The sequence below is a fragment of the Persicobacter psychrovividus genome, from assembly GCF_036492425.1.
Classification (GTDB): Bacteria; Bacteroidota; Bacteroidia; order Cytophagales; family Cyclobacteriaceae; genus Persicobacter; species Persicobacter psychrovividus.
This window is the reverse complement of record NZ_AP025299.1, coordinates 31124-55341: the sequence shown is the minus strand read 5'-3', so window position 1 is coordinate 55341 and position 24218 is coordinate 31124. Positions and strand designations below refer to the sequence as shown.

Here is a 24218-nt window from a genome sequence, read left to right as displayed (position 1 = left end):
ATTCAGGCTTATGCATAAAAAGTTAATCTCAAACGATCGTGACCCTCACCCCATCAGACCCCTTAGGCATTTAAGCCATAGGGGTTTTGTTTTTTAGAAACATCGTGCTGATCAGATTCTCTGAGTTTTTCAAACGTCTGCACACCAATCGGTAAGGCTTCTCTTTGGCTCATGGGATTGCCCATTATTTGTTTGGTGTTAAAAATACTGAGGCTTTGGGGTTATGTTAATTTCTCGACAACTCCTCAGCCTTAAACCAATCCAAATTCTTTTTCTCTTCGCTAAAGTGCATTCCGATCAACACGATCTTCCGGCCATCATTCAAGTACGGTTCGTAGTATTTTTTCTTATGAATCTGATCCAAAGCTTCACCTCTGTCGCCATCTTTCGGCTTCGCTACATTGACTTTGAATTCGATCACATAAATATGCGTTGGGCTTTCCATCACCATATCGATCCGACCTGCTGAATTGGTTTCTTCCGTTCTGCATTTTAATCCAAGCCCAGCCATGAAACTGAACATCACCGAAGCATAATACCCCTCGTATTTTTGAATGTTGTTTTGAACATAATTATTGAAAGGAATGGCGGCAAACATCGCACGGACACTGGCTTCGAATTCCTTCAAGTCATTCTTGAATAAGCTTCGCACAGCTTCATTCCTTTTCAACAAGCGATTGGACTCTACCGAAGTTAGGCTGATCAAAAAGAGCATATTCAACGTCATTCGAACTTCACGATTTGGGGTAGCAAGCACATAACTACTGCCGCCAAAAGGCTCCTGAATCTCTTCGGTAATCGTCAAATAGCCTGCCTGCCAGAGCAAAGAGGGTAAGTTCAAATTACTGAGCGTAAACTGTTTTAACTCTTGAGAGGATAACTCCAAATTTTCCAGATCATACGTTTCATACGCTCCTTTCTCGAACATCTTGGTCAAAAAAGAAGGCTGACCGGAATCCCACCAATAATTATCGAACTTAGCCCCTTTGTCCAAAAATATCAAAATGTCAAATGGATTGTAAACCCTGTCCCCGAGGTAGTTGTAGCCATTATACCATGCCTTAACCTCCTCCATATTTACCCCATCGAAGTAATCACCAAAGCAGTTGTCCAATTCATTTTGAGTAAAGCCGCAAACAGAAGCATATCGCTTATCTAAGGAGATATCATTGAAATTATTCGCACCGCTAAATAGGCCAACACCCGTGAATTTGGTAATGCCGGTCATGAAGCAAAAACGGATATACTGATCTGAGGCTTTGATGGCTGAATAAAATCCACGAAGAACATCTAATGATTTTGAAGCCAAGTCATCGTCATTAGATAACGTGTCTTGAATAGGTTTATCATACTCATCAATAAGTATGACAACTTTATGCTCAAATTTTTCATATAAGGTCCGAATCAGCTCTGATAATTGTGGGCCATGACCAGACTTTTTAAAATTGCCAAAATCCAATTGGAACTTATGGCAATTATCAATCAGGCAGTTGGTCAATTGCTTTTCCAAGTCTTCAACTGAAGTGTATTTTATGCCACTCAAATCCACCCTTACAACTGGATATTGCTCAGACCAATCCCATTTATCATGAATGTATAAACCTTCGAACAGTTCTTGCTTTCCTTCAAAAAGAGCCTGCATAGTCGAGCACAACATTGACTTACCAAAACGGCGAGGGCGGGAAAGGAAGTAATAACCAGCACTTAGCTTGGTCATTTCGTAAATCTGCCCTGTTTTATCGATATACAAAAAATCATCCTTAGAAGATCTAAGGGTTTCAAAAGTCTGTATTCCAATGGGTAATGCTTGTCTTTGGCTCATGGGATTATCCATTTTTTTGTATGGTGGTTAAAGATACTGAATTTTGAGGCTATGTTAATTTCTCAACAACTCCTCCGCCCTAAACCAATCCAAATTCTTTTTCTTCTCACTAAAGTGCATCCCGATAAGCACAATCTTCCGGCCATCATTTAGATATGGTTCATAGTATTTTTTCTCATGAATTTGATCCAAGGCTTCTCCTCTTTCATCACCTTCAGGCTTCGCTGCATTAACCTTGAATTCGATCACATAAATATGCGATGGGCTTTCCATCACCATATCTATCCGACCTGCTGAATTGGTTTCTTCCGTTCTGCATTTTAGTCCAAGCCCAGCCATAAAACTGAACATCACCGAAGCGTAATACCCCTCGTATTTTTGAATGTTGTTTTGAACATAATTATTGAAAGGAATGGCGGCAAACATTGCACGGACACTGGCTTCGAATTCCTTCAAGTCATTCTTGAATAAGCTTCGCACAGCTTCATTTCTTTTCAAAAGTCGGTTAGATTCTACCGAAGTCAGGCTAATCAAAAAGAGCATATTCAAGGTCATCCGAACTTCACGATTTGGCGTGGCAAGCACATAACTACTCCCGCCAAAAGGCTCCTGAATCTCTTCCGTAATCGTCAAGTAACCTGCCTGCCAGAGCAAAGAGGGTAAGTTCAACTTACTGAGCGTAAACTGTTTTAACTCTTGAGAAGATAACTCCAAATTCTCCAGATCATACGTTTCATACGCTCCTTTCTCGAACATCTTGGTCAAAAAAGAAGGCTGACCAGAATCCCACCAATAATTATCGAACTTAGCCCCTTTGTCCAAAAATATCAAAATGTCAAATGGATTGTAAACCCTGTCCCCGAGGTAGTTGTAGCCATTATACCATGCCTTAACCTCCTCCATATTTACCCCATCGAAGTAATCACCAAAGCAGTTGTCCAATTCATTTTGAGTAAAGCCGCAAACAGAAGCATATCGCTTATCTAAGGAGATATCATTGAAATTATTCGCACCGCTAAATAGGCCAACACCCGTGAACTTGGTAATGCCGGTCATGAAGCAAAAACGGATATACTGATCTGAGGCTTTGATGGCTGAATAAAATCCACGAAGAACATCTAATGATTTTGAAGCCAAGTCATCGTCATTCGATAGCGTGTCTTGAATAGGTTTATCATACTCATCAATAAGTATGACGACTTTATTCTGATACTTTTCGGCTATCGATTCAATCAACATCATAAACTGTGACCCTAATAGCTCATCGGTATTTAGGTCAATTTGATGTTTCTTTGCGTTTGAATTCAAGACAAACTGAATTTTTTGTTCAACAGTTTCAAGATTCTTATAAGTAACACCACTCAAATCAATCCTTACCACAGGGAGTTTCACGGACCAATCCCATTTATCATGAATGTATAAACCTTCGAACAGTTCTTGCTTTCCTTCAAAAAGAGCCTGCATAGTCGAGCACAACATTGACTTACCAAAACGGCGAGGGCGAGAAAGGAAGTAGTAACCCACACTAAGCTTAGTCATTTTATAAATCTCCGCTGTTTTATCGATATACAAAAAATCATCCTTAGAAGATCTAAGGGTTTCAAAAGTCTGTATTCCAATGGGTAATGCTTGTCTTTGGCTCATGGGGTTGTCCATTAATTTGTATGGTGGTTAAAGATACTGAATTTTGGGGAAATGATGTGTTTACGATTCCTGAATGATTGATTATACCTACATCTCCACTCCAAAATCCATCGCTCTCCGCTTCCGCTTTTTCTAAAATAAATTATCGTCGTCATCACCATCACGCTGTTTACCGCCATAACCTGCTCAAAAATTGGTTTTAGACTCTCGCCTTTCTCTGCGCCTCCATGCAAATAGTGGTCAATCGTTGATGCCGAGCAACGAGTCAATGAAAATGAAAAGCACCTTCAACAGCTGAAACTGACTTTGAAAGAGGAGTTAGAAATGGCTGATTCAGCAACAAAACCTTTGACCACTCAGTGTGAATTTAGTCATGAAAAGCAATCAGAAAATGACTTCGAAAGTTCACTATCAAAATTAGTTTAAATTCATCCTCATCAAGAAAAGGTAAAGCAAAATTCTACCACTGGTTTTCAATTGATCCTTTTGAAAATCCAAAGGAACCACTAATCAATACTCTGTACACTTTTCGATGACTTGCAAAAAAATGGTGACTCGTAATTTGTATCACTAAAAACTACCTACTAAGTCACCGTCAAAAGCATTGAAACACACACTCCTTCTGCAAGAAGCAACAAAATATCTCTGACAAGTAGGTGGCAACAGAAATTTTTATTGATCCATTTTCGCATTCTATTGTCTTTCCCAGGACGATATAATCATACCAATTTTGCCTGTAACAGCGATTAAAACGAAGGTACATTTCGGAGAAGACATGAAATGTCACCTGATTATTTGGCATTCAATTCAGTCCTACTTGAGTGTTTCACCGATGAAGAAAGAATTTTTGCCTTAGATCCAAGGAATATCTCAAAACGGAGCAAGCACAGCCCTGGCGTGGGGTATTTTTCCTGTTTTCGCCATCGGGACACCCAAGTCAAAAATTGAATAATTCCGCTAATTTTACCTGCTCTGGTTGCAACAAAAGTACTTTGTTTATTTTGCTGCCATCTGATAGTGGAACTTGAATTTCATAAATGCTTCGAGCAATTTTGATTGTCTGTTCAGGACTTAGCCCTGCCTCTTTAATATTGAGCTGTCTCTCCAACTCTTTATGTAGATTATATGCAACAAAGGAAATGCAGATATGACTCTCAATTCTTTTTTGAATCCGATGGAATATAGGTCTAATTTTTAAGTCTGTCTTCGAGATACGAAAAGCTTTTTCAATTTTCCATAGTTCTCCATAATTGGCAATGATTTCATCAGAATTACCCTCTACGTTCGTTAAATAGCCTTTTAGGCCATCCCATTTACCATCTTCCTTGAACTTCTCTTCATCTAACTGCACCTTTACCTCGCCATCAAGTTTTAAATATTTGTTATAGCCTCTGTTATTGATATTGGACTTTGTAAGCTTACCTGATGCAATATTCTTCTTGAGTTTATCAAGCCCTTTTTGTCTGTTTTTACCATCCTTTTTGGCTCTTTTGTCAGAATATGTAATAATCAGCCTTAATCCATCAGGTTGAGCTATTTCAGCAGACTCTCCATTACCCAAAGTCAAGTTTAATATTTGGTCTTTGACTTCTTTGTTCATGTTCTTAATTCTTGCTCCGAGAATAAATCCATAGCCTTTATTAAGTAGTTCTTTTACATTTTTATTAGACATGAGCCCTGAATCAGCAACAACTACCAACTTGGTAATATTATATTTGTTGCAGAACTCATCCACGATAGGCAACATGGTATGCCCTTCAAACTTATTACCTTCAAATATTTCGTAAGCAAGTGGATAGCCTCCTCTACTAACCAATAAGCCCAGTACAATTTGCGGATTTTGATGTTTCCCCTCTTTTGAAAAGCCTGTTTTTCTTAAATCATCTTGATGATCTGTTTCAAAATAAAGAGTGGTTACATCATAAAATGCAATATTCACCTCGCCTTCTAAAACTTGTTTCGAGTGTTCGAAGCTAAGATGTTGTAATATCTCTTTATACTCTGAATGAACCTTATCCATTAGCCTGTAAACAGTATTGACAGAGACATTCATCCCATGATTTAACGACCAATGCTCTGTTGTCGCTAGCTTGCTTACAGGATATTCAATGCGAGAAAATACTAATCTCCGAAATAAGAGATCACCGACAAGATTAAAGCCTATTTCGTCATAAATAGAATTTAGTAGAAGGTCAATGCCAACTGATTTGACTTGATCTATTTTGTCAAGGACCTGTTGAGTTTTGGTTCTTTGATTATCGAAATTAATGGCAACCTGACCAGTCTGACCATGAATCCATCGATTTGCTTCATTTTTAAGTGCTAAAATCTCGTTTGGGTCAGCCGATGAGCCAAAAGTCTTAACAACTTTGTACTTTTTTGAGGATTTATAGATGACTTGGACACTAATGCTACCACTTTTATTGAGTTTTTCACGCACAAACATGCCTTAAATTAGGCAAAATTTAGAAACGGGACACCCACTTTTGACCTATTTTTATTGTAATCGATTGATTTTTAGGGTGTAGCGAAAATCAACCAAAAAAGGTGGCGAAGACAGGGGAGCAAGCACAGCCCTGGCGTGGGGTATTTTTGGTCTGGCTGTGCTGGGACTACAAAATGGAATGGGAAAAGAGGCGGAAAATATTGTTTTCAACAGATCCTGAAATAACGGGGAAGCGGGTGAATGAAAGATAACGACTTGGATTTCTGTATCGAGATGCAAAACAGTTTACAGGACTTAATCATTGTCAATCACGGAGCAAAATGAAAATTCATAACCACGTATATTTATCTTTGGCAGCTGTATTACTTCCCAAATATGGAACAAGGTAATCCATTTTACATGAGCAGTAATAAGTTAAACTATTTCAATAAGGTGTTCTTTACTCAAATTATTGAGGGTCAGGGATAAAACCCGAATCGATCAATAATTAGGGCTTTGTAGGAGAGGTGCATAATTAGGGCTCTATTGCAAGTTAAAAATATTACGGAGTGTTATCAAAATTAGATGGGTAAAATGGTCTCCTGTTCGGCTGATAGGTGGTATCCTTTTAGTTGGTGCTTACAGCATTACTATAAATTCGGCCACCATAGCAGGTAATTGGTAGAATTATACTATATTATTATGCTGATTTTTCAGTCGAAAACACAACCTCAATTTATAAAAATCAATATGATGAAAAAATCCCTACGATACTTGCCTATTTTAATGCTCGGCATGGTGGCTTGCCAGGAAGAAAAAGCAACCACCTCAACGCCAGAAAACACCAACACAGTTGCTGTTGCGCCTGCCATCCAAGGAGAAGACCAACCGCAAGCGGAGGTAAAACCGACGGCGACATTGCCTGCTTCTACGGAGTCGAACACTGTTTTTCAGGATTTTACAGCGATCACCAAACTGGAAGGAAATCCTGTCACCACCTTTCAGAAACAACTGGAGCAAAAGGCTGCCAAGGTAATTGTACTGACCAAAGAAAATATGCCTGAGGTGCTGTCGCTTTCGAAAAGCTATCAGCAGGTCTACATCATTACAGGAAACCATACCGTGGCAAAAATCCTTGACCTGAAAAACAGCCTTCCTTCCGGTGCATGGGCCTGTAAAATGCCACAGTCCGAGGGGTATATCAAAAAAGGAGCGATGAAGCATACCACCGATTACCTGAACAATATTATCGGTGTTCCTGATCAGCAGAAACGAACCGTTTATTTTATAAACTAAAAAAAAGGCCTTTCTATAGATTTAGAAAGGCCTTTTTTGTTAAGGTTTTACCCTGCTGATATTTTCGGTAGTCAACATCACATGGGTACTATCGAGCGGGGTAACCTCAAGGAAGAAAGTATTCTTTTTGATCGTTCCATCCTCATATTGCATTTCACCGATCACCACTTTCTCCTGCGTTCTGAGCGCCTCCATATATTTATCAGGCAGGCCATAATTATAAGCCTCTGGAAAAGACTCCCGCAGTGTCCTACCAATGGTGGCTTCGAGGTCCGCACCTACAATTTTAGAATTGGTATTGTTGACATAAACGTTCCGAAATTCCATGGTATCACGATCAATTAACTCTAAAATAAAGACGCCAATGGGCATATTGTCAAGCATTTTACTAATTGAAAAGTCGTTCATGTCAGTCTAAGTCAAAAATTTTTGATGGTCAAAAAGGTAGGTCTATGAGTAATCAGAGCACCTTATTTAGCGGTTAAGTTAATAACAATTTAAGTAACAATCCCTTAAAAAAGGGAAAAACATCCTCATAATATTACCTGCTAACTTCCTGCTTTTATATGCCGATGATTAAATTGTATTATCAAGGCTATTTGCTTGGTTTGCTGATGAACAGTTCACCTGAATTAGTACAATAGCGGTACGATCCATCCATGTGACCTTCCGTTTTATCGGCTTCATCAATCTGACATCGTATTCGAAAATTTTCAAGGACCGACAACAATTGGATCGTAGTGCTACGAAAGCGGTGAAGTAGCAGGCCCTTTCACTTGTCAATAGTTGATCCTTCGAGTAGGCAATTAGCGATGGGGGGAATTTGACGCGCAGATAACTTCCCATCAAGCACAAAACCTACTGGTCATCCAGAGCACCACACTCCCGACTGAAAACAAATGGCCTTTCTACAACGATCCAAGCTCCTCATTTTAGCGCGATGCGACCTCAATATACTGCTGAATTTTGTGTCCATCTTCATCCACCAACTGTAAGAGGTGTCTCCCGGACATCGGGGCTATGGCCAACTCATGCACTCCATTGGTGGTGCCTAAAAACTGATCATCCAAATGCCAGAATATTTTTTTTGACGGATATTGATGGACAACCTTACAGACCACCTGCTGATAATTTCCATCGAGATCTTTGGGCATCCACAAGCGCCTGTTTTTCTGCGGATAAATAAAGGCCATCGGCTGTTGCCCATCGGGCAGGCAGGTGTTTTTCCAGGCGGGTAATTTTCGGTACAGTGCATGGGTTTGCTGATAGTACCATTCCATAACGTGGGGCAAAACAAACCAGCTTTGGTGTTTCATTTTGTAAGTGGGATAACAAGTCGAGGAAACCCGATATTGCTCTTCTTCATCGAGGTGAACCTGCACATGATAGGGGCAAATTTCCGTTCTTGCTCCTGCCAGATTGACCAATTTAGTTACTGAAGGACAGTAAGGGTTGGGCTTAAATCCTGACTGGCTGCACACCCGCATTTCCGATAAATCACCATAAGGCACCTGCCATTGGCGATCCACCTTTAGCCCACGAAAAATATCAAACAGCACAGGCGCAGCGACAAGGCCTCCGACAATCCCCGATCGTCCTTCCCCATTGGCATTGCCTACCCATACCCCCACCACATAATCTGCCGTCACACCAACCGCCCAGGCATCGCGAAGACCATAGCTGGTACCGGTTTTCCAGGCAATCTGCTGATGGGTGGTAAATTGTTCCCAGCCAGATTCCTCGGCAGGTCTGCGGACATTTTTCATGGCCTCGAAGGTATGATAAATCGCTCCTGCGGTAAGTATCGCCGATTGCTGAGTGTTGGCAGGCAAAGGCAATTGCTGCTGCCTGAATATATAGGGCGCAGGGAACTGTTCTGCGGGGTACTGACTGCTGTGTCTGGAAAAATAATCCATTTTGCGCATCATGCCCGCATACATTCCCACCAAATCGAACAACTTTACTTCCGCACCACCAAGCACCAGCGAAAGCCCATAATGTGCCGCTGGCCGCTCGAGGGTGCTCATGCCCAATTGCTGTAAATCGGCATGAAATTTCCCAACACCATAGTCCTTTAGCATGTCCACCGCAGGAATGTTCAGCGATCGGCTCAGTGCCTCATCAGCCGGAACAGCACCGTCGAATGTCTTTGAATAATTTTTGGGCGTAAAATTTTTATAATAACGCGGCACATCTGCCACCAGCGCCTGGGGCATGATTTGTCCATCAGCCAAAGCGGCTGCATATAAAAAGGGCTTCAGAATACTGCCCGTACTGCGGCGCGCCTGAATCATATCTACGTGCTCATGGGGTGCGCCCTCAATATTGCCAGCATAAGCCATCACCTCATTGGTTTGCACATTCAGTACAATCGCACCAATATTTTGTATTTCACTGCGCTTAAGTTGATCATGATGCCACCGCACCACTTCATTGATTTTAGCCTGCACATTTTTCTGCAAATGGAGATAATGCACCTGCCCTTCTCCCTGCTTGCGGCAAAGTTCAAGCAGGTGGGGAGCCAGACGTGGAAGTGCATGCGGATGCGCCGGAATCGGTTCATCCATCGCCAGCCGGCAACTCACCGAATCCATCAGGCCGTGATCTCGCAATTTGACCAGCAGCCGGTTGCGCTTCCGTAGAAGTATTGCCCGGTTTTTCCCGGTATGAATCAGCCCCGGAGCATTGGGCAATACCGCAAGCAAGGCACTTTCCGCCCACGATAACTGCTGAATATTACGCTGAAAATAGCGCCAGCTTGCCCCTTCAATTCCCACCACATTTCCCCCATAAGGGGCATGGGTCTGATAAAGCCGCAATATTTCCTGTTTTGAATAACGCAACTCGAGGCGGAGGCTTTGCAATATTTCCAGCAGCTTGTAAGGAATGGTTCGGGGGTGGTTTGTAGCCATGCGAACCACCTGCATGCTGAGTGTACTGCCACCACTGACCACCCGACCTGCCCGAATATTCTGCAAGGTGGCACGGCCTATTGCCAATGGATTAACCCCCGGGTGAACATCAAAATATTCATCTTCATAAAGCCGCAGGGCGGTCTCATACTTGAATGATCGTCGTTCGGAAGCGGGAAAGCGCCATTGTCCATCTGCCGCAATATGGGCGCCAAGCAACAGGCTGTCGCGATCATAAATCACCGTAGAATACGGCACATCAAACAAGCGTGAGGGCAGGGCGAAATAAAAACCCAGTCCCATCATCAATAATAAAATATAACGCTTCCCTTTCATCCTCCTGCTCCCTTTTTAAAACTTGCAGTACCGCCTGATGGCCATCATTTACAGTTCGTTTTGTGCCATTACCTTGATCCACCTGCCGGGCTTTCTGGCCGTAACTTCTCGGTCGTACATCGCTTCGCAACTCACTGAAGGCAAATAATATTGCCCCTGATAACTGGCATTCAGCAGCAGTGCAAACGATTTTTCTTCCCCAGCCTTGAGGTCAAAATACTGATAAACCCGGTCATCACGGATATCCAGATAATCCGGTCGGTCATATTTGGCATTGTCGGCAAAAGCATCCAGTCGGCTGTTATGGATTTCCCAGCCTGAAGGGAAAATCTGTGTAAGGGCCATGTCCTTTAACTGGCGCATTTGTGCCGTATTTTTGACATGCACCACCGCCTTGAAATCCATGCCCTGCGCAATGTTGTCCACCTCAATGGGGTGATCTTCAAGATCATAATAATTGACCCTCAGTTGCAGGTTCTTGTGCAATTCCGTAGGATCTTCCCCAAACGGGACACCGCTAACAATAACCCTTGCAAACAGCAACTGATCATCATCGGCAGCAATCAGCAACTCCTGATTTTGCTTTTCTGCGGCAAGTTCCACCTGATAGAATGCCCTTTCAGATTTTACACTGACCGACGGTTCCTTATTGAGTGCGTACTCGAAAGTCATGCTTTTCGGCGCCCCCTCTTTAGCCACTTTACTGATCGCCAACAGCGCATAGGCCGTCGTTTGTGTGCTGTACCATTGGTCCCGGCCGAGTTGTTCCGCGACTTCCAGGATCAACGGTTTTGCCGCATCCATATCGCCAATTTCCAAAAGAGCCTCAAGTGCCATGGCCTGATTCCGCAATGCCGACCCGTAGGTGGCCTGATCATTATTGCTTTGCATTGCAGAATTTTGAGCTGCCTCATGCATCAGCGTTTTGGCTACCTCGGGTGTGCCCGTAAGTGCATAAGCCATCCCCAGTCTCATTTTTGCTTCTGAAGATAATCCACTCATGGTACGCATCCTGTTCATCGCACTCTTGTTCGGCTCCTGCGCCAATGAGAGGGTAAACAATCGGTAAGCCTGTACAAAATCATTATTTCCGTTCCCCTGCTCCCATCGGCTGGCCTTGTCGGATTGGTACTCCAGCCATTTCGACTTAAAGGAGGAAGGTACCTCGTAGCCTTTCTTTTCCGCTTCAAGTAAAAAATGTCCGGCATAATTTGTTCCCCACTCGTTCGCCCTGAGTCCACTTCCTGGCCAGTAGGTCAACCCTCCTGAGGGCAACAAAAACGACATCAGCCGCTGAATGCCGGCCTTCACATTTTTCTCAATTTCTTTTTCCTGATCAACACTCAGCTCCACAAAATTCCCCAGCACCAACTGCGGAAATACTCCACTCGTAGTTTGCTCCACGCAACCGTGCGGATACCTGATCAGGTAATTCATCCGCTTGGTCAGGTTGATCGCCGGCAAGGAAGAAACTTCAAGCGATACCTTGTTGGTGCCCGCCATGCCATGTAATTCAAAAGGAATACGGCTGTTTCCCCCCTGAAGGGTTTGTGCAAAAACCCTGGCCATCGGCGGATTCGGGTTTCGGACTTCAACAGCTATTTCGTGCTTGGCCACAAGACCATTGCCTGATTTTGCCTCGATCATCACTTTTGACATGCCCAACGCCTTGGCTACCTCCAGGTCAAAGAAAACCATTTGCTCTCCCATCTTTTTAAAATGAACCTGTTGCAGCTTGGAAGTCGTTTTCAGGGGTCCCGTTACTGACAGTTTTACATCCACTGTCCCGAGCTGATCTTCCATCCCAAAAACAGTTACAGGAAGGCGCAGTTTTTCCCCAGGGCCCAATACCCGTGGCAGGGTGGCCAATACCATTAATGGTTGCTTAACAGGCGTGGTATGTTCTGCTGTGCCATATTTGGCCTCATGCCGGGCAATAACCATTGTACGCACCGAACCAATGTACTGTGGCATACGCAACTGATGCACCTGCTCTTTCCCCGCTTCAAGGGTAAAAGGACCAAGCACCTTCACCACTGGCACAAATCTGTTTTGATCGGCTTTGGCCTGCTTTCTATTCAGGTCACCATCCCCTCCAATCGCAAGCACCGGCTCCATTTTTCCGCCATAGGCTCCCAGCACATAATTGTACATGTCCCAGGTACGGACACCCAAAGCTTCCTTGGCATAAAAATAGTCCCACGGTTTAGGGGTCTTAAAACGAGTGAGATCAAGCAAGCCATCTTCCACAACAGCAAGGTTGTAGGTCATCGGAAGCCCATTTTTTTCCGATACCCGCACCTTGAATTCCTGCTCAGGCACCAAGGTTTCGGGCATACTGATTTCGGGCAACAACCGAGTGGCTGGATCCTCAACAAGGATGGGCGTCAGTCCATACATTCTGATGGGCAGGTCGTTTTCTGTATGCTGATGCGGCTGCACCATCGTTACATTGACATAAATATTTGGTGCCATTTCCGGGGTGAGCTCAAAAGAAAATGGGGTAAAATCCTTCTGGGTTTCTACCCAATATTCCTTCAATACCCGGCTGCCATTTTCGATACTGACCAAGGCGCGGCCACCCGCTGCCGAAGCAAAAGTTACTTCCGCTTTTTCGCCCACATTGTATTGGTCTGCTTTGGCTGAAAGGGTCATGATTTCCGCAGATCCCGTAGCGGCACCTTTAGGCTTATTGGCATAACCCGGCCAGTCCACATACATGGTTTGCCCTGCGGCATGTCCACTTTCAGGGTCCATTACCCTTACCAAATACCGTCCCCATTCGGGGTAATCAATCTGAAAATCAATTTGTCCTTTTCCGTTGGTAAGCTTCACCAAGCCTTCTTTTACAGGCGTACGGCTATGCGACGACAGGTAACGGGCAAGATTATCCTCGCCTTGCTCCCACCACCATCGCCAGTTCACTTTCAGAATCTCATAATGCAACTGCGCCTGAGAAAATGGTTTCCCGTTATCATCCAGCCGAAGCACATCGATATGGTGTTCTTTTCCCGTCAGCAACATGCCCCGTTTGTCCCCCTCAGGAATGCGCAATCCTACATAATTCGCATAAGGGCTATAAGGTATAGTCAGTCGATCAATACTGAAGTCGCCACCCTCCTCAAATACACGGGTGGTAAAACTTGCACTCAACATCCCAGGTGCAACGCTGTTGGTATGCAAGCTGCCCTTAATGGCCGCCTGCCCTTTGGCATCGAGCTTTCCTTCAAAAAAGGTTACTGATTCCGATTCAAATTTCCTTGATGGATCGTCGAAGGAAAAGTCGTTAAAATTATCGAAACGGGTGGGTATAGCTTTAAGGCTGGCCATCATTTTTGTTTCCAGATGCTGAGCCGTAGCCCCATGTAACCATTTAACATTCATGGTGCCATTGATGTCTTGCTTCACGGAAGTCAGTCGATCGGTTCCAAAGTCCAGTTTAATTTTCAGTCGGTTGGGCTTAACAGTCTCTACTTTAAGGTATTTGTCAAAATGCGCACCACCTACCGTAAGGGTTGCCTTCCAGTTTCCTGTCGGTGCATTGGCATCAGTAGGCACTTTAAAGAGGTAAAAGTGGTCCCTTCGCTGTGGCTGAACAGTTCTGAAAACTTGTTGCCCCTTTGCATTATCCACCGAAAAAATCAAGGGGTGTTCAGCAGGCAATGCCTTGACTTTATCTTCAATAATGGCACTGACAAACAGTGTGTCTCCTGGTCGCCAAACCCCTCTTTCGCCATATAAAAATGCTTTCAGTCCTTTCTGAGCAGTCTCCCCAAACACATTAAACTGGCTTGTCGGTAATGCTTTTTCATGAGGAATCCGCAAATATCCTTTTTGATCCCCCTTGCTGGCAACCACCAGAAAAGGGGTCATTTTGTGATTGTTCAACCGTACAAGTCCCTCCTTGTTGGTCATGCCTTTGGTAATCTCCTGATGCTGGAAATTGTACAAAGTAACTTCAATACCACTTTGTGGCGCCGTAGAACGCAGATCGGTAACGGCCACAACCACCTCTCCCACGCTGCCGCTCTTGGCGATGATCCCGAAATTGGAAGCAAGAATATTCTTGAAAGGGAACTGACTGCTACCATAATAGGCCTCATGACATGGATTTTTCCGGTTTTTGTAATAATCCGAATAGTCATAATAATTATCCCACAAGCTTCGGGGTGCGGAGGGTCCGTCATAATAAGCCATCTCCTGATCGGTAATCTCATCGTCCTGATCGAAACTCGTCGTTTCCTCTACATCAGCACATGGCAAAATAGTATGCTTACGCGAAAATTTGAAACCCACCCGATAGATTGCCCCTGGCTCCACTTCCATATATTGCGCCAAATCTACGGAGAAGGTATTCCACTCATTCAGGTCCAGTGAACGGTTGGTGTTCAGGGGAATGGTCCGTTTTAGCACCAGTCGCCCAGCGCGTTTGACATTCTGGTGACCACTCAGCCCATTTTCCTGTAAAAACAGCCCCACATTGGAAGCATAAATTTTTATGACCTGAAGCTGAACAGCTTTCAGACTCACGGCCTTAAAGGGAATCACCAAACCATCAGACTGCGGAATAATATTGCCTTTACCGACAAACGCCACTTTGGGATCATTGGAGGCGAAAGAAAAATCATAAACCCGCTGCCCCTTAAGGGTAACACCTGCTTTATTTTTTATACCACCGTGTACTTTAAGTCGGATTTCGCCTTTGTGCTTATACTTAAAATAGACAATAATCTGATGGCCGCTAATTTTAGTTTTGATACCTGTTTTATTGGCTGTAATCAATCCTTTCAAGTTTTGATCTGTTGCCAAAGGATCACTGAACGAAAGAACAATCCTATTATGGTTTGTAAATTCAGACTTCACCTCCGTAACCTCAAACTCCTTCAGGCCAAACACCTTAACCGTTTTTTCCTCCTTCTTCTGAATGTCCAAAGCCTGACCATCCACCAATATCTTCACCTCTTCCGTGGCAGCCTTCCGTTCAATGCCTTTCACTTTAAAAGTATATTGATTCTTTACCGTGCCCTGCTGCCATTCAATTTTCAGCGGTTCATCCTCCTGCCAACCCTTTACTGCCGTAGTTACTTTGTCTTTTTCTTCATAATCGGAAAGCACCAACGTCCCCTCAAGCACCTGAAGTTTCGGGCTCGACGGGTCCTCTGCAACAGCACCCACAGAAAGTCGGTAGTTCTGCGGAATGGTTCTAAACTGATAGGTAAAATCATCGCCACCTTCCGGGAAAATCTTGGATAATCGCACCCTGACCTCATATTGCTGATTGGATGCCATGGCCGAGGATGGCCGAAATGCCAAGGCCGTCTGATCGACCCAATAACACTCCCCTTTTATCGATGGGGAAATTTTCATAATGTCTGAAGCGGCTTCCGCCCCTGCCTGTGCTTCTGCTACAGGTTCCGAGAAACGAATGATCACTTCTGATTTTCGGGAAACCATACCAGAAGTAAATGCTACCACTTTGGGGTTATAAACCACCTCTTTAAGTTGTTGTGCCTCTTTCGGTGTTGGTGTACACGAAAAAAACAGAAAAGGCAATGCCATCAGGCTCCATAAAAAAAATCGCATGAGTACAGGTTGATGATTAAAGTCACAATAAATAATACTAAAGTTAATTATTTTACTTTGAATATTAATATATGTCGAATATTATATTTCCCTGAGCTCAAAGACCGACCACCTTCCTAAGATTTAGGCTGTTTAAAAGGAGTTCAAGGATAAAAAAAACCTGTCCTTATAAAGAACAGGTTAACATCTTTAGCCATTGTCAGGCATTTACATATATACACCAAATGACAACTGAAAGACCCTATTTTGATATTTGGTAGCTGTTTCATTACCACTCATAGCATGAGTAACATCCAAAATCCCCAAACTATATCGTGCATCAAGCGCTATATTCTTGTATTGATATCCGATCCCCCCCATGAACGATATTGGGAAACTACTTATATTATCCATATCAAATTCCTCCTCAGGAAAGTCCCCTTCTTTCTCTGCCTCTTTCTTTAATAAATAACTTATTTGAGGGCCTGCCTGAAAGTAAAGTCCCTCAACAACAAAGAATTTAGCCGTTAAAGCTGTAGTAAGATAGTTACAATTATAAGTTATCACATAGTCATCGTTGGCCCCACTTCCTTGTTTAACGGCCCCCAGTTGATCATAATTAAATTCGTACTGCAGATGAATTTTATCGTCTAAATCAGAGCCCAAAACATAACCAATACTTAACCCTGATGTGGATTTTGTATTTAAATCAGAAATGTTGGATACATTTAATCCAGCTCGTAACCCTTGTGCTTGAAGGTGAAATGTGAATAAAAAAAAGATAAAAAATAAGACAGCATTTTTCATGAAGTATAGGTTTTTGTTAAAAATCAAATACCAAGTTAAGTACAATAGCCTGAAAACAAAATAAATTCCAACTAATCCTAACAATACCCATACCCGTGTATTTGTTGATGTAAATCCGCCATAATCAGACATTCGCTCAATAAACATGGCGTTTGAGCAGTTTTAATATTGCAGACCTGATTTAGCCATCCTTACTTTTGGATACCACACGTTAATGAATTATTCAAGAGCACAAATTAAAGCCACACTCTTTGTTTCTACACACCTACCCCCACTCATCTGCAGGCCAAATAATCATTCTGATTCAAAATAGGCCCTATATTAAATAACCAAATGACAACTGAAAGACCCTATTTTGAAAATTGTCCTCACTGTTATCTATTTCATAAACATTCACCAGACCAAATTTATACCGTGCATCCACAAAATAATTTCCATACTGGTATCCTGCACCCAGACCGAGGGAAAAATCAAACTTTTTGGTATCATCCAGATCAAACGATATACCTGAGGATTCTCCCTCGATATTCATATCATTTTTTATCAGGTAGCCCAATTGTGGACCCGCTTGAAGAAAAAATCCCCCCTCAACATAATATTTAAACATCACTGGCAGGTTGATATAATTGAGTTTATATCGGACCTGAAAATCCTCACCGAGAATAGAACCTTTCTCCACCGCTCCCTGCTGATCGTAATTCAATTCCGGCTGAATGAAAATTTTATCGGTTAAGGGTAAATTTCCAACGACTCCAGCACTGATGCCAAAACGCGCCTCCGCATTTAGATCAGTAACATTGGCAACATTCAAACCTGTTCGAAGTCCCACTTGAATTTCCTGCGCTTGAAGCCGTAAAGAACATATAAAAAAAGTAAAAAATAATGCTAATAATCTCATAAATATAGGTTTTTTGTTGTTGATTGATACAAATTTACATCCGTTGCATCTAAAACAAAAAAATATCCGATCACTCCTGTCAATACCTACATCAATAGAATCCATCGATACCGATAGCCTCCCCCAGATGATTGCCTCATTTAATATTTATAAGGAATAGAAACTTGAAAGGGTGATCTATTTGTCTTGATGCAACCGTGTTTCACGCAAGGTTCATACCGTCTGATACATTATTTTTAACATGCGTCATCAACACCACTGATCGTTATAGCAAATTGATCATAGATCACCTATCAGAGATTTGTACAAGCATTTACTTTTTCTGATCCCGCAACATTTTAAGGTATAGGCCTTCTACCCGCTCCCTTGCCCATGGCGTTTTCCTTAAAAAACTCAAACTTGACTTTACGGAAGGATTAAAATTAAAGCACCGAATATTGATGCGCTCCCCCAATTCATCCCAACCATACCAAGCCACCAGGCCTTCAACCATATCCGCCAATTTCACCCCATGCAGAGGATTATTCACCTGTTCATTATTTTCCGCCATTGCTTTTTTTTCAAAGGTAGTCATAATTGTGCGTATTCGTCGAACCAAAAAAAGACAATTCCTCCATTTTCGACGAATGAGAATGTTCTCAGAAGCGTCAATTGAGAAATCGCCCAAACAGGTCTGCCAAAGCAACTGTTAAAAAATCTTGGCATCTTGCTGTAGATCGCAGCAAGTATTATTCGATTTCCCCACTACAAAGCATTAAATATTTATGCTAATAAATAACAAGATAAGCCTTCAGTAGCTATATAATATTTGTTAAATAATAAGCATCATTATTGTTCAATCAGTAGAATGGAATCGTAAATATTCTGTATTCACACTTCAAGCACCCCGATTCCATGATATTTATTATTTTGCTTTATGACTTTTATCACTTTGGTGTATATTTTATTATTTTTATTTAGAATCAATAAGAATAATTATTTCATTTGTGCTATCATTTAATCCAGCATCATGAAATCACATTATTTATTCCTACTAACGATTTTATTATTACCTTTTGGTCAATTGCACGCACAACAAAAATGTTTGCATGGCAAAATCACCAACGAAAAAAATGAGCCACTTGTAGGCATCACCATCCTGCAAGTTGGAACAAACAATGCCACAGCATCGAACCAAAAAGGGGAATTTGACCTTGACTATTCCAATACTGCCAGCCCGAAAATTCAAATTCAGGGCATCGGCTATAAAACAAGCCAGCAGCCCATCGAAGCGGCAGACGGACACACACGAAAAACCTACAAAATTCAGGAAGATATTTTAGGCCTTGATCAGGTCGTGGTAACGGCCACCAGAAGCGCGATGAACAGAAAAGAAGCGCCTGTTATTGTTCAGGTTACTGACCACAAAGCTTTAGAGGCGGTGCAGGCGGTATCATTGGTGGACGGTTTGGCTTTTCAGCCAGGCTTATTTGTCGAGAATAATTGCCAAAACTGTGGCTTCACAGGCGTAAGAATGAATGGGTTGGAAACGGCCTACACGCAAATTGTGATCGACGGTCGCCCTATTTTCAGCTCACTGAATGCAGTATATGGACTCGAGCAAATTCCTACCAACATGATCGAACGGGTTGAAGTGGTACGTGGGGGTGGTTCAGCGCTTTATGGTGGAAATGCCATTGCAGGAACGATCAATGTGATCACTAAAAACCCTATTCAGAACGACGTAGAGGTATCTTCAAACCAAATGGTGAACGATCAGGGGGCACGAGATCAGTCTTACAGCTTTGGCGCCAATGTGGTTAGCGACAGCTACAAATCGGGAATTTCCATGCAAGGATTTCACCGTGAGCGCGACCACTGGGATGCTGATGGTGATGGCTTTTCAGAAATCGGGCAAATGAATGCCACCGCTTTGAACATGAAAGCTTTTTATACCCCTTCGGCCTATAGCAAAGTCATTTTAAATGCGGGTTATACTTATGAAAACCGACGTGGCGGTAACAAATTTGAGTTGCAACCACACGAGACGGACATCACGGAAATGACTACCCACCATATTAAAAATGTAGGCATCACCTACGAGCAATTTACCAAGAACAGAAAGCATAAATTTTCCGCCTACGCCTCCAATCAGTCCACTGATCGCGACAGTTATTATGGTGCTGGAATGGATGAAAATGCCTACGGAACCACCAAGGGAAATAACTTCGTGAGCGGCCTGCAGTACGTGGGTAATTTGGATCATTTTTTAGGTGGATCAGCGATTTTCACCAGTGGAACAGAATTCCTTCAGGAAGATTTAAGAGATCAGATGCCAGGCTACAATCGTGATATCAATCAAACTATCCAACAGGTGGGCTGGTACAACCAAATTGACTGGAGCATTATCGAAGGGCTGAAATTTAATGCTGGGTTGCGCTTCGACCATCACAGTGAAGTAGATCCTATTATCCTCAACCCAAGATTCAGTTTACTATATGATATTCAGAAGAATTTTCAGATGCGTTTGGGTTATGCCCGTGGATTCCGTGGCCCACAGGTTTTTGATGAAGACCTTCACATTACTGCCGTGGGTGGTGATATGCAGATGATCTATAATGCCGAGGACCTGGATGCGGAATACTCTGATAGTTACACCGTATCCTGGGACTACAGCAAATCGGTAGGAAACAATCAGTTCAGCCTTACCGTGGACGGCTTCCTGACCAGACACAAAAATGCATTTATTATTGAAGCCAACGGCCGCGACGATCAGGGTAATCAAATTTTTGAGCGAAGAAATGGCGCAGGAGCAACAATTACTGGCGTATCTGTGGCCCCAAAATATGCTTATAGTGATAAAATACTGATGCAGGCGGGTGCCACATTTCAGCAATCTACTTTTGACGAAGCCGTGGCATGGTCGGAAGACGAAAGCGTTGCTGGAGAGCAGTCATTCTTGCGAACACCCAATTTCTATGGCTTCTACACTTTGAGCTATATGCCCACTGACCGCTGGACCATCAACCTTGCCGGAAATTATACGGGGAAAATGTTGGTGAGCCATTTCGCAGGCTATATTGAGCAGGATCGTCTGGAAAACGTACAGGATTTTTTCACCCAGCACATCAAGCTGGCTTATCAGTTCCCTGTGGATGAGTCAAAAATGACCCTTGAGGCAGGTGTACAGAATATTTTCAATCAGTTCCAGAATGACTTTGACCAAGGGGCTGACCGTGATGCAGGCTATGTGTACGGTCCATTGCGTCCAAGGACTTATTTCATCGGTTTACGATTTAACATCTGATCAGTAAGGAACCAAGATTAAACTGTGAGTGTTTGTTACTGATGAGGAGCTGGATGCGATCCGCTGATTATCAGCGACAAACGACTGGCAGAACCCCAAATTACCCCTAATTTTTTGATGAAGGAATCCCTTGAATCCAAAAGGACGATGGCGACAAAATGTAATCTGTGGATATAATATTAGGCGACTGTTGAGCAGGCTTACACGACCCATTTCCTTTTTGGACAAAAAAAGCAACCCCTAATAGGGTTGCTTTTCAAGCTTTTATGTTTCTGCTTTTGATTATTTGATATCAAATTCAACGCGGCGGTTGGCCTTTCGTCCTTTGAGTGTTTTGTTAGACTCAAACGGATGATCCTCCCCAAATGACTTGGTGGTCAATTTAGCTGGATCTACCCCATGTTCGACCAGATATTTTTGCACTGCTTTCGCACGGCGTTCACCAAGTTTGATGTTATAGGCTTTCGAGCCATAACTGTCGGTGTATCCCTGAACTTCAATATTGATGTTTGGTCGTTTCTGTAAGAAATCCATCAAGTCCTGAAGGTCTTTTACATATACCTGCTTGATCGTATTTTTATCGAAATCGAAATAAATGCGTTCATCGAAAGCATCAGGAATAACAGGCGACAACTCAATGAGCTGATTCACCAAAGTGTCTGAAGCCTGTGTTTTCAGGGTATCCAATTTAGTCACATAACCATCTGCAGAAGCAACAATTGCATACTGACGCACGGCTTTGGGCAGTTTGAATTCAAAAGCCCCAGTAGAATCTGTGGTCAGATTAATGTTGACCAGCGAATCCTCATGTTGTGCATTTTGCAGGGTAAAAGTCAGCTTGGCCATCATTGGTGCCTGAGCCAGTGAATCGAGCACGCGTCCACGGACAATCAGACTGTCGATGATGCGGAACAAATCTGCTTCATACAATTTGAAGCCTTCCACAGCCGTTCGGTTTGAATTGAAAATCACCCGTTCCTGTGAGCGCAATACTGCGAGCTTGCAATCATCATTTTCACTGTTATAGGGAGCGCCAAGATTGGCCACCACATCTTCTTTCGGACGATAAACGAACATGTCGTATCCGCCCATTCCCCCATATCCGTCGCTTGAGAATACCAACTGCTGATACTTCCCATCGAAAAACGGATTGATTTCATTTCCCTCGGTGTTCACTGCCGACAGATTATGCGCTCTACCCCAGTGGTCATTTTTCCCTTTTCGTGCGAAATAAATATCAAATTTTCCTTTTCCCTGTGGGCGGTTACTTGCAAAAAACAAGGTATCGCCTGTCGGTGAAAGCTGTGGTGAAATATTATCATAATATGGGTCATTGATCAGGTCCCGCATCACTTTGGCTTTCTGCCACTGTCCATTCTTTTTGTGGGCAATATAAATCTGACTCGGCTTTCGTTTTGCCCTTTTGACAAAGTAAAAGGTGTTCCCGTCAGGGCTCAGACACCCACCCCCCTGATGATTTTCTACCGCTACACTGGGCAGCGAAACATCAGACATTTGCCATTTTTTATTGTTCAGCACAAAAGAACGATAGGCATTTTCTCCACTTTCCTTTTCTTTATGCGCCATAAAGGACGCTCGGCCTGGCAACAGGCTCGGTGAAAATCGACCATAGCCCTGCCCAAGCTCTTCAAGTTCATGAAAATGCGTGGTGGAATACCGCAAGGAATCTGCTACTTCACCCTGCTTGGGCTCCAGCGCACGTCGCGCAATTGCCACGGCTTCTTTTAGATCATTGTGATTTTCGAGTGGCACCCGGTGGTCTTCTATGGTTTGTAAAAACTGCGCATAAGCAACTTTAGACAACTTCTGCTCCCCGACTTTTTGTAAGCACTGTGCATAATCAAACTGCAATAAAGGCAATTTTTTATGCGCCCCTTTTTGCAGCAACTGCTCGAAAAGTTCGAGGGCTTGTTGCGGCTGGTTGTCTTTCAAATAGCAGACAGCCAACTCATAACGTATCGCTGCTTTATCGTTTTTTTCAAGTGCCTGCTGAAAATAAGGCACCGCCTCAGCATACTGATCCTGATCGAAAAGTGCTTCGGCTTTTTTGATCTGGGCATTGGCCTGCAGGCTGAAAATCAGCAAAAGGCTTGCCCCTGAAAGTTTTAAAAATGAGTTCATTACCAGAAATTTCTGCGGTTAAGTCTTCTTTGTCTTTTTCCCCGAAGGGCATAGCCGACGGTAAATTCATGCGATCCGTGCGATACGGTTTTGATTTCCGACATTTGATAGTCGTAAGAATAAGCGAAAGTGATGCCATTACGCAGATCGGCCCCGCAAAGGAATACCAACTCGCTCGGATCAAACCCATAATTGACCCCACGCATGGAAAGCCCTGCCCAAAGAATGGACTGATAACGTACTTTTAAGTTATAATCAAGGGCATTTTCCTCCAAACTTGCTGAACGGACCATTACTGAAGGGATAAAATCGATATCACGGCTAAGCACAAAACGGTAACCACCCGTGAGGTAATACGCTGGGTGAACACGCACATCTTTCTTGCCAAAATCATTGTTTCTGTTGATCTCGAAGGTGGAGAAGCCAGCGAACCAATTGATCGAATGCAACCAGAATCCCACCTGCAAATCGGCACGGGCGGCATCCTGAATTTCATCCACCGCAGTATCATTTTTATCGTAAAGTACGATCTCATCACGATTGACATGGGTATTGATTACCCCGATGGAAAGCCCTGTGGAGAGCATAATTTTGGGTGTAAGTTGCAGGTGATAAGCGTAAGTTCCATAGGCACGGACCTGCTCGATAACCCCCACCTGATCGTTCATGGCGGAAATTCCGAAGCCGTGGTGCGGGCGTTCATCATAGCCCACCACATCCTGATACAGCTCCTGATTTTCTTCATGGGCTGTTTTATGGTAGTTGATCGGCATATTCAGACCACCAAAATAGGTCGTCGGTGCACCTTTCACCCCTGCCCACTGATTCCTGGCCGAGAGTCGGAATTCCGTAAAACGGTTCAGCCCTACCACCGCAGGATTGACTTGCATATAGTTCACCATATACTGGGACTGCAACAGTTTTCGCTGGGCATGCGCAGGAACCCACATCAGCAGGATCAGTGCTGTTAATATTGTAATGCTTTTTCTTATAGGAGTCATGGTTTTGAGAAAATATTTATGCGACTGCTTAATGTCTTCAAGTCATCTTCAACTTTTTCCTATTTCAATTATCATTCCATAACGTGC

Annotated in this window: 13 protein-coding genes; 2 read left to right on the top strand and 11 right to left on the bottom strand. The window is 43.2% G+C overall.

The features are described 5' to 3' along the window. Nucleotides 1-226: 226 nt before the first annotated feature. The 3 genes from AABK40_RS22360 to AABK40_RS22350 all read right to left on the bottom strand — a co-directional run bounded on the left by AABK40_RS22360 (nt 227) and on the right by AABK40_RS22350 (nt 5912). Entirely contained in the window at nt 227-1822 is a 1596-nt protein-coding gene (locus AABK40_RS22360; RefSeq protein WP_338399460.1) for an ATP-binding protein, read from the bottom strand. Between the two features lie 54 nt (nt 1823-1876). Further along, nucleotides 1877-3466 (bottom strand): ATP-binding protein, encoded by a 1590-nt coding sequence (locus tag AABK40_RS22355; RefSeq protein ID WP_338399459.1) that lies wholly within the window; start codon nt 3464-3466, stop codon nt 1877-1879. Between the two features lie 937 nt (nt 3467-4403). Beyond that, the gene (locus AABK40_RS22350) at nt 4404-5912 is read right to left on the bottom strand and encodes an IS1634 family transposase (protein ID WP_338399458.1); all 1509 of its coding nucleotides are present in this window, start codon (nt 5910-5912) and stop codon (nt 4404-4406) included. 729 nt (nt 5913-6641) lie between these two features. Between AABK40_RS22350 and AABK40_RS22345 the strand changes: the two genes are divergently transcribed. After that, nucleotides 6642-7187 carry a hypothetical protein gene (locus tag AABK40_RS22345; RefSeq protein ID WP_338399457.1) on the top strand — a complete coding sequence of 182 codons (546 nt, stop codon included), beginning with the start codon at nt 6642-6644 and terminating at the stop codon, nt 7185-7187. Between the two features lie 39 nt (nt 7188-7226). Here the strand turns inward: AABK40_RS22345 and AABK40_RS22340 are convergent, their stop codons facing one another. The 6 genes from AABK40_RS22340 to AABK40_RS22315 form a co-directional block, all read right to left on the bottom strand. Beyond that, nucleotides 7227-7595 carry a PAS domain-containing protein gene (locus AABK40_RS22340; RefSeq protein WP_338399456.1) on the bottom strand — a complete coding sequence of 123 codons (369 nt, stop codon included), beginning with the start codon at nt 7593-7595 and terminating at the stop codon, nt 7227-7229. Nucleotides 7596-8119: 524 nt separating this feature from the next. Beyond that, nucleotides 8120-10435, bottom strand: a complete 2316-nt coding sequence (gene pbpC, locus AABK40_RS22335) for a penicillin-binding protein 1C (protein WP_338399455.1) — start codon at nt 10433-10435, stop codon at nt 8120-8122. A 48-nt stretch (nt 10436-10483) separates the two neighbouring features. Continuing rightward, entirely contained in the window at nt 10484-16018 is a 5535-nt protein-coding gene (locus AABK40_RS22330; RefSeq protein WP_338399454.1) for an alpha-2-macroglobulin family protein, read from the bottom strand. Nucleotides 16019-16225: 207 nt separating this feature from the next. Beyond that, complete coding sequence (locus tag AABK40_RS22325; RefSeq protein ID WP_338399453.1) at nt 16226-16804, bottom strand: porin family protein; 579 nt, start codon at nt 16802-16804, stop codon at nt 16226-16228. A gap of 316 nt (nt 16805-17120) precedes the next feature. Next, nucleotides 17121-17702: a porin family protein gene (locus AABK40_RS22320; protein ID WP_338399452.1), complete on the bottom strand. Its 582-nt coding sequence runs from the start codon at nt 17700-17702 to the stop codon at nt 17121-17123. 313 nt (nt 17703-18015) lie between these two features. Beyond that, on the bottom strand, nt 18016-18276 hold the full coding sequence (locus tag AABK40_RS22315; protein ID WP_332922654.1) for a VF530 family protein: 261 nt from the start codon (nt 18274-18276) through the stop codon (nt 18016-18018). A 435-nt stretch (nt 18277-18711) separates the two neighbouring features. Between AABK40_RS22315 and AABK40_RS22310 the strand changes: the two genes are divergently transcribed. Then, nucleotides 18712-20988 (top strand): TonB-dependent receptor, encoded by a 2277-nt coding sequence (locus tag AABK40_RS22310; protein ID WP_338399451.1) that lies wholly within the window; start codon nt 18712-18714, stop codon nt 20986-20988. Nucleotides 20989-21270: 282 nt separating this feature from the next. On the opposite strand, the gene AABK40_RS22305 is transcribed toward AABK40_RS22310, so the two are convergent. Then, nucleotides 21271-23130, bottom strand: a complete 1860-nt coding sequence (locus tag AABK40_RS22305; protein WP_338399450.1) for an OmpA family protein — start codon at nt 23128-23130, stop codon at nt 21271-21273. Continuing rightward, nucleotides 23130-24131, bottom strand: coding sequence for a PorP/SprF family type IX secretion system membrane protein (locus AABK40_RS22300; RefSeq protein WP_338399449.1), 1002 nt, complete (start codon nt 24129-24131; stop codon nt 23130-23132). Before AABK40_RS22300 ends, AABK40_RS22305 begins: the two co-directional genes overlap by 1 nt. Between the last annotated feature and the right edge of the window lie 87 nt (nt 24132-24218).

Bases quoted from the DNA above. Each gene is read 5' to 3' on its own strand.
- AABK40_RS22360 (WP_338399460.1), bottom strand. From the start codon at position 1,822: ATGAGCCAAAGACAAGCATTACCCATTGGAATACAGACTTTTGAAACC.
- AABK40_RS22355 (WP_338399459.1), bottom strand. From the start codon at position 3,466: ATGAGCCAAAGACAAGCATTACCCATTGGAATACAGACTTTTGAAACC.
- AABK40_RS22350 (WP_338399458.1), bottom strand. From the start codon at position 5,912: ATGTTTGTGCGTGAAAAACTCAATAAAAGTGGTAGCATTAGTGTCCAA.
- AABK40_RS22345 (WP_338399457.1), top strand. From the start codon at position 6,642: ATGATGAAAAAATCCCTACGATACTTGCCTATTTTAATGCTCGGCATG.
- AABK40_RS22340 (WP_338399456.1), bottom strand. From the start codon at position 7,595: ATGAACGACTTTTCAATTAGTAAAATGCTTGACAATATGCCCATTGGC.
- pbpC (WP_338399455.1), bottom strand. From the start codon at position 10,435: ATGAAAGGGAAGCGTTATATTTTATTATTGATGATGGGACTGGGTTTT.
- AABK40_RS22330 (WP_338399454.1), bottom strand. From the start codon at position 16,018: ATGCGATTTTTTTTATGGAGCCTGATGGCATTGCCTTTTCTGTTTTTT.
- AABK40_RS22325 (WP_338399453.1), bottom strand. From the start codon at position 16,804: ATGAAAAATGCTGTCTTATTTTTTATCTTTTTTTTATTCACATTTCAC.
- AABK40_RS22320 (WP_338399452.1), bottom strand. From the start codon at position 17,702: ATGAGATTATTAGCATTATTTTTTACTTTTTTTATATGTTCTTTACGG.
- AABK40_RS22315 (WP_332922654.1), bottom strand. From the start codon at position 18,276: ATGACTACCTTTGAAAAAAAAGCAATGGCGGAAAATAATGAACAGGTG.
- AABK40_RS22310 (WP_338399451.1), top strand. From the start codon at position 18,712: ATGAAATCACATTATTTATTCCTACTAACGATTTTATTATTACCTTTT.
- AABK40_RS22305 (WP_338399450.1), bottom strand. From the start codon at position 23,130: ATGAACTCATTTTTAAAACTTTCAGGGGCAAGCCTTTTGCTGATTTTC.
- AABK40_RS22300 (WP_338399449.1), bottom strand. From the start codon at position 24,131: ATGACTCCTATAAGAAAAAGCATTACAATATTAACAGCACTGATCCTG.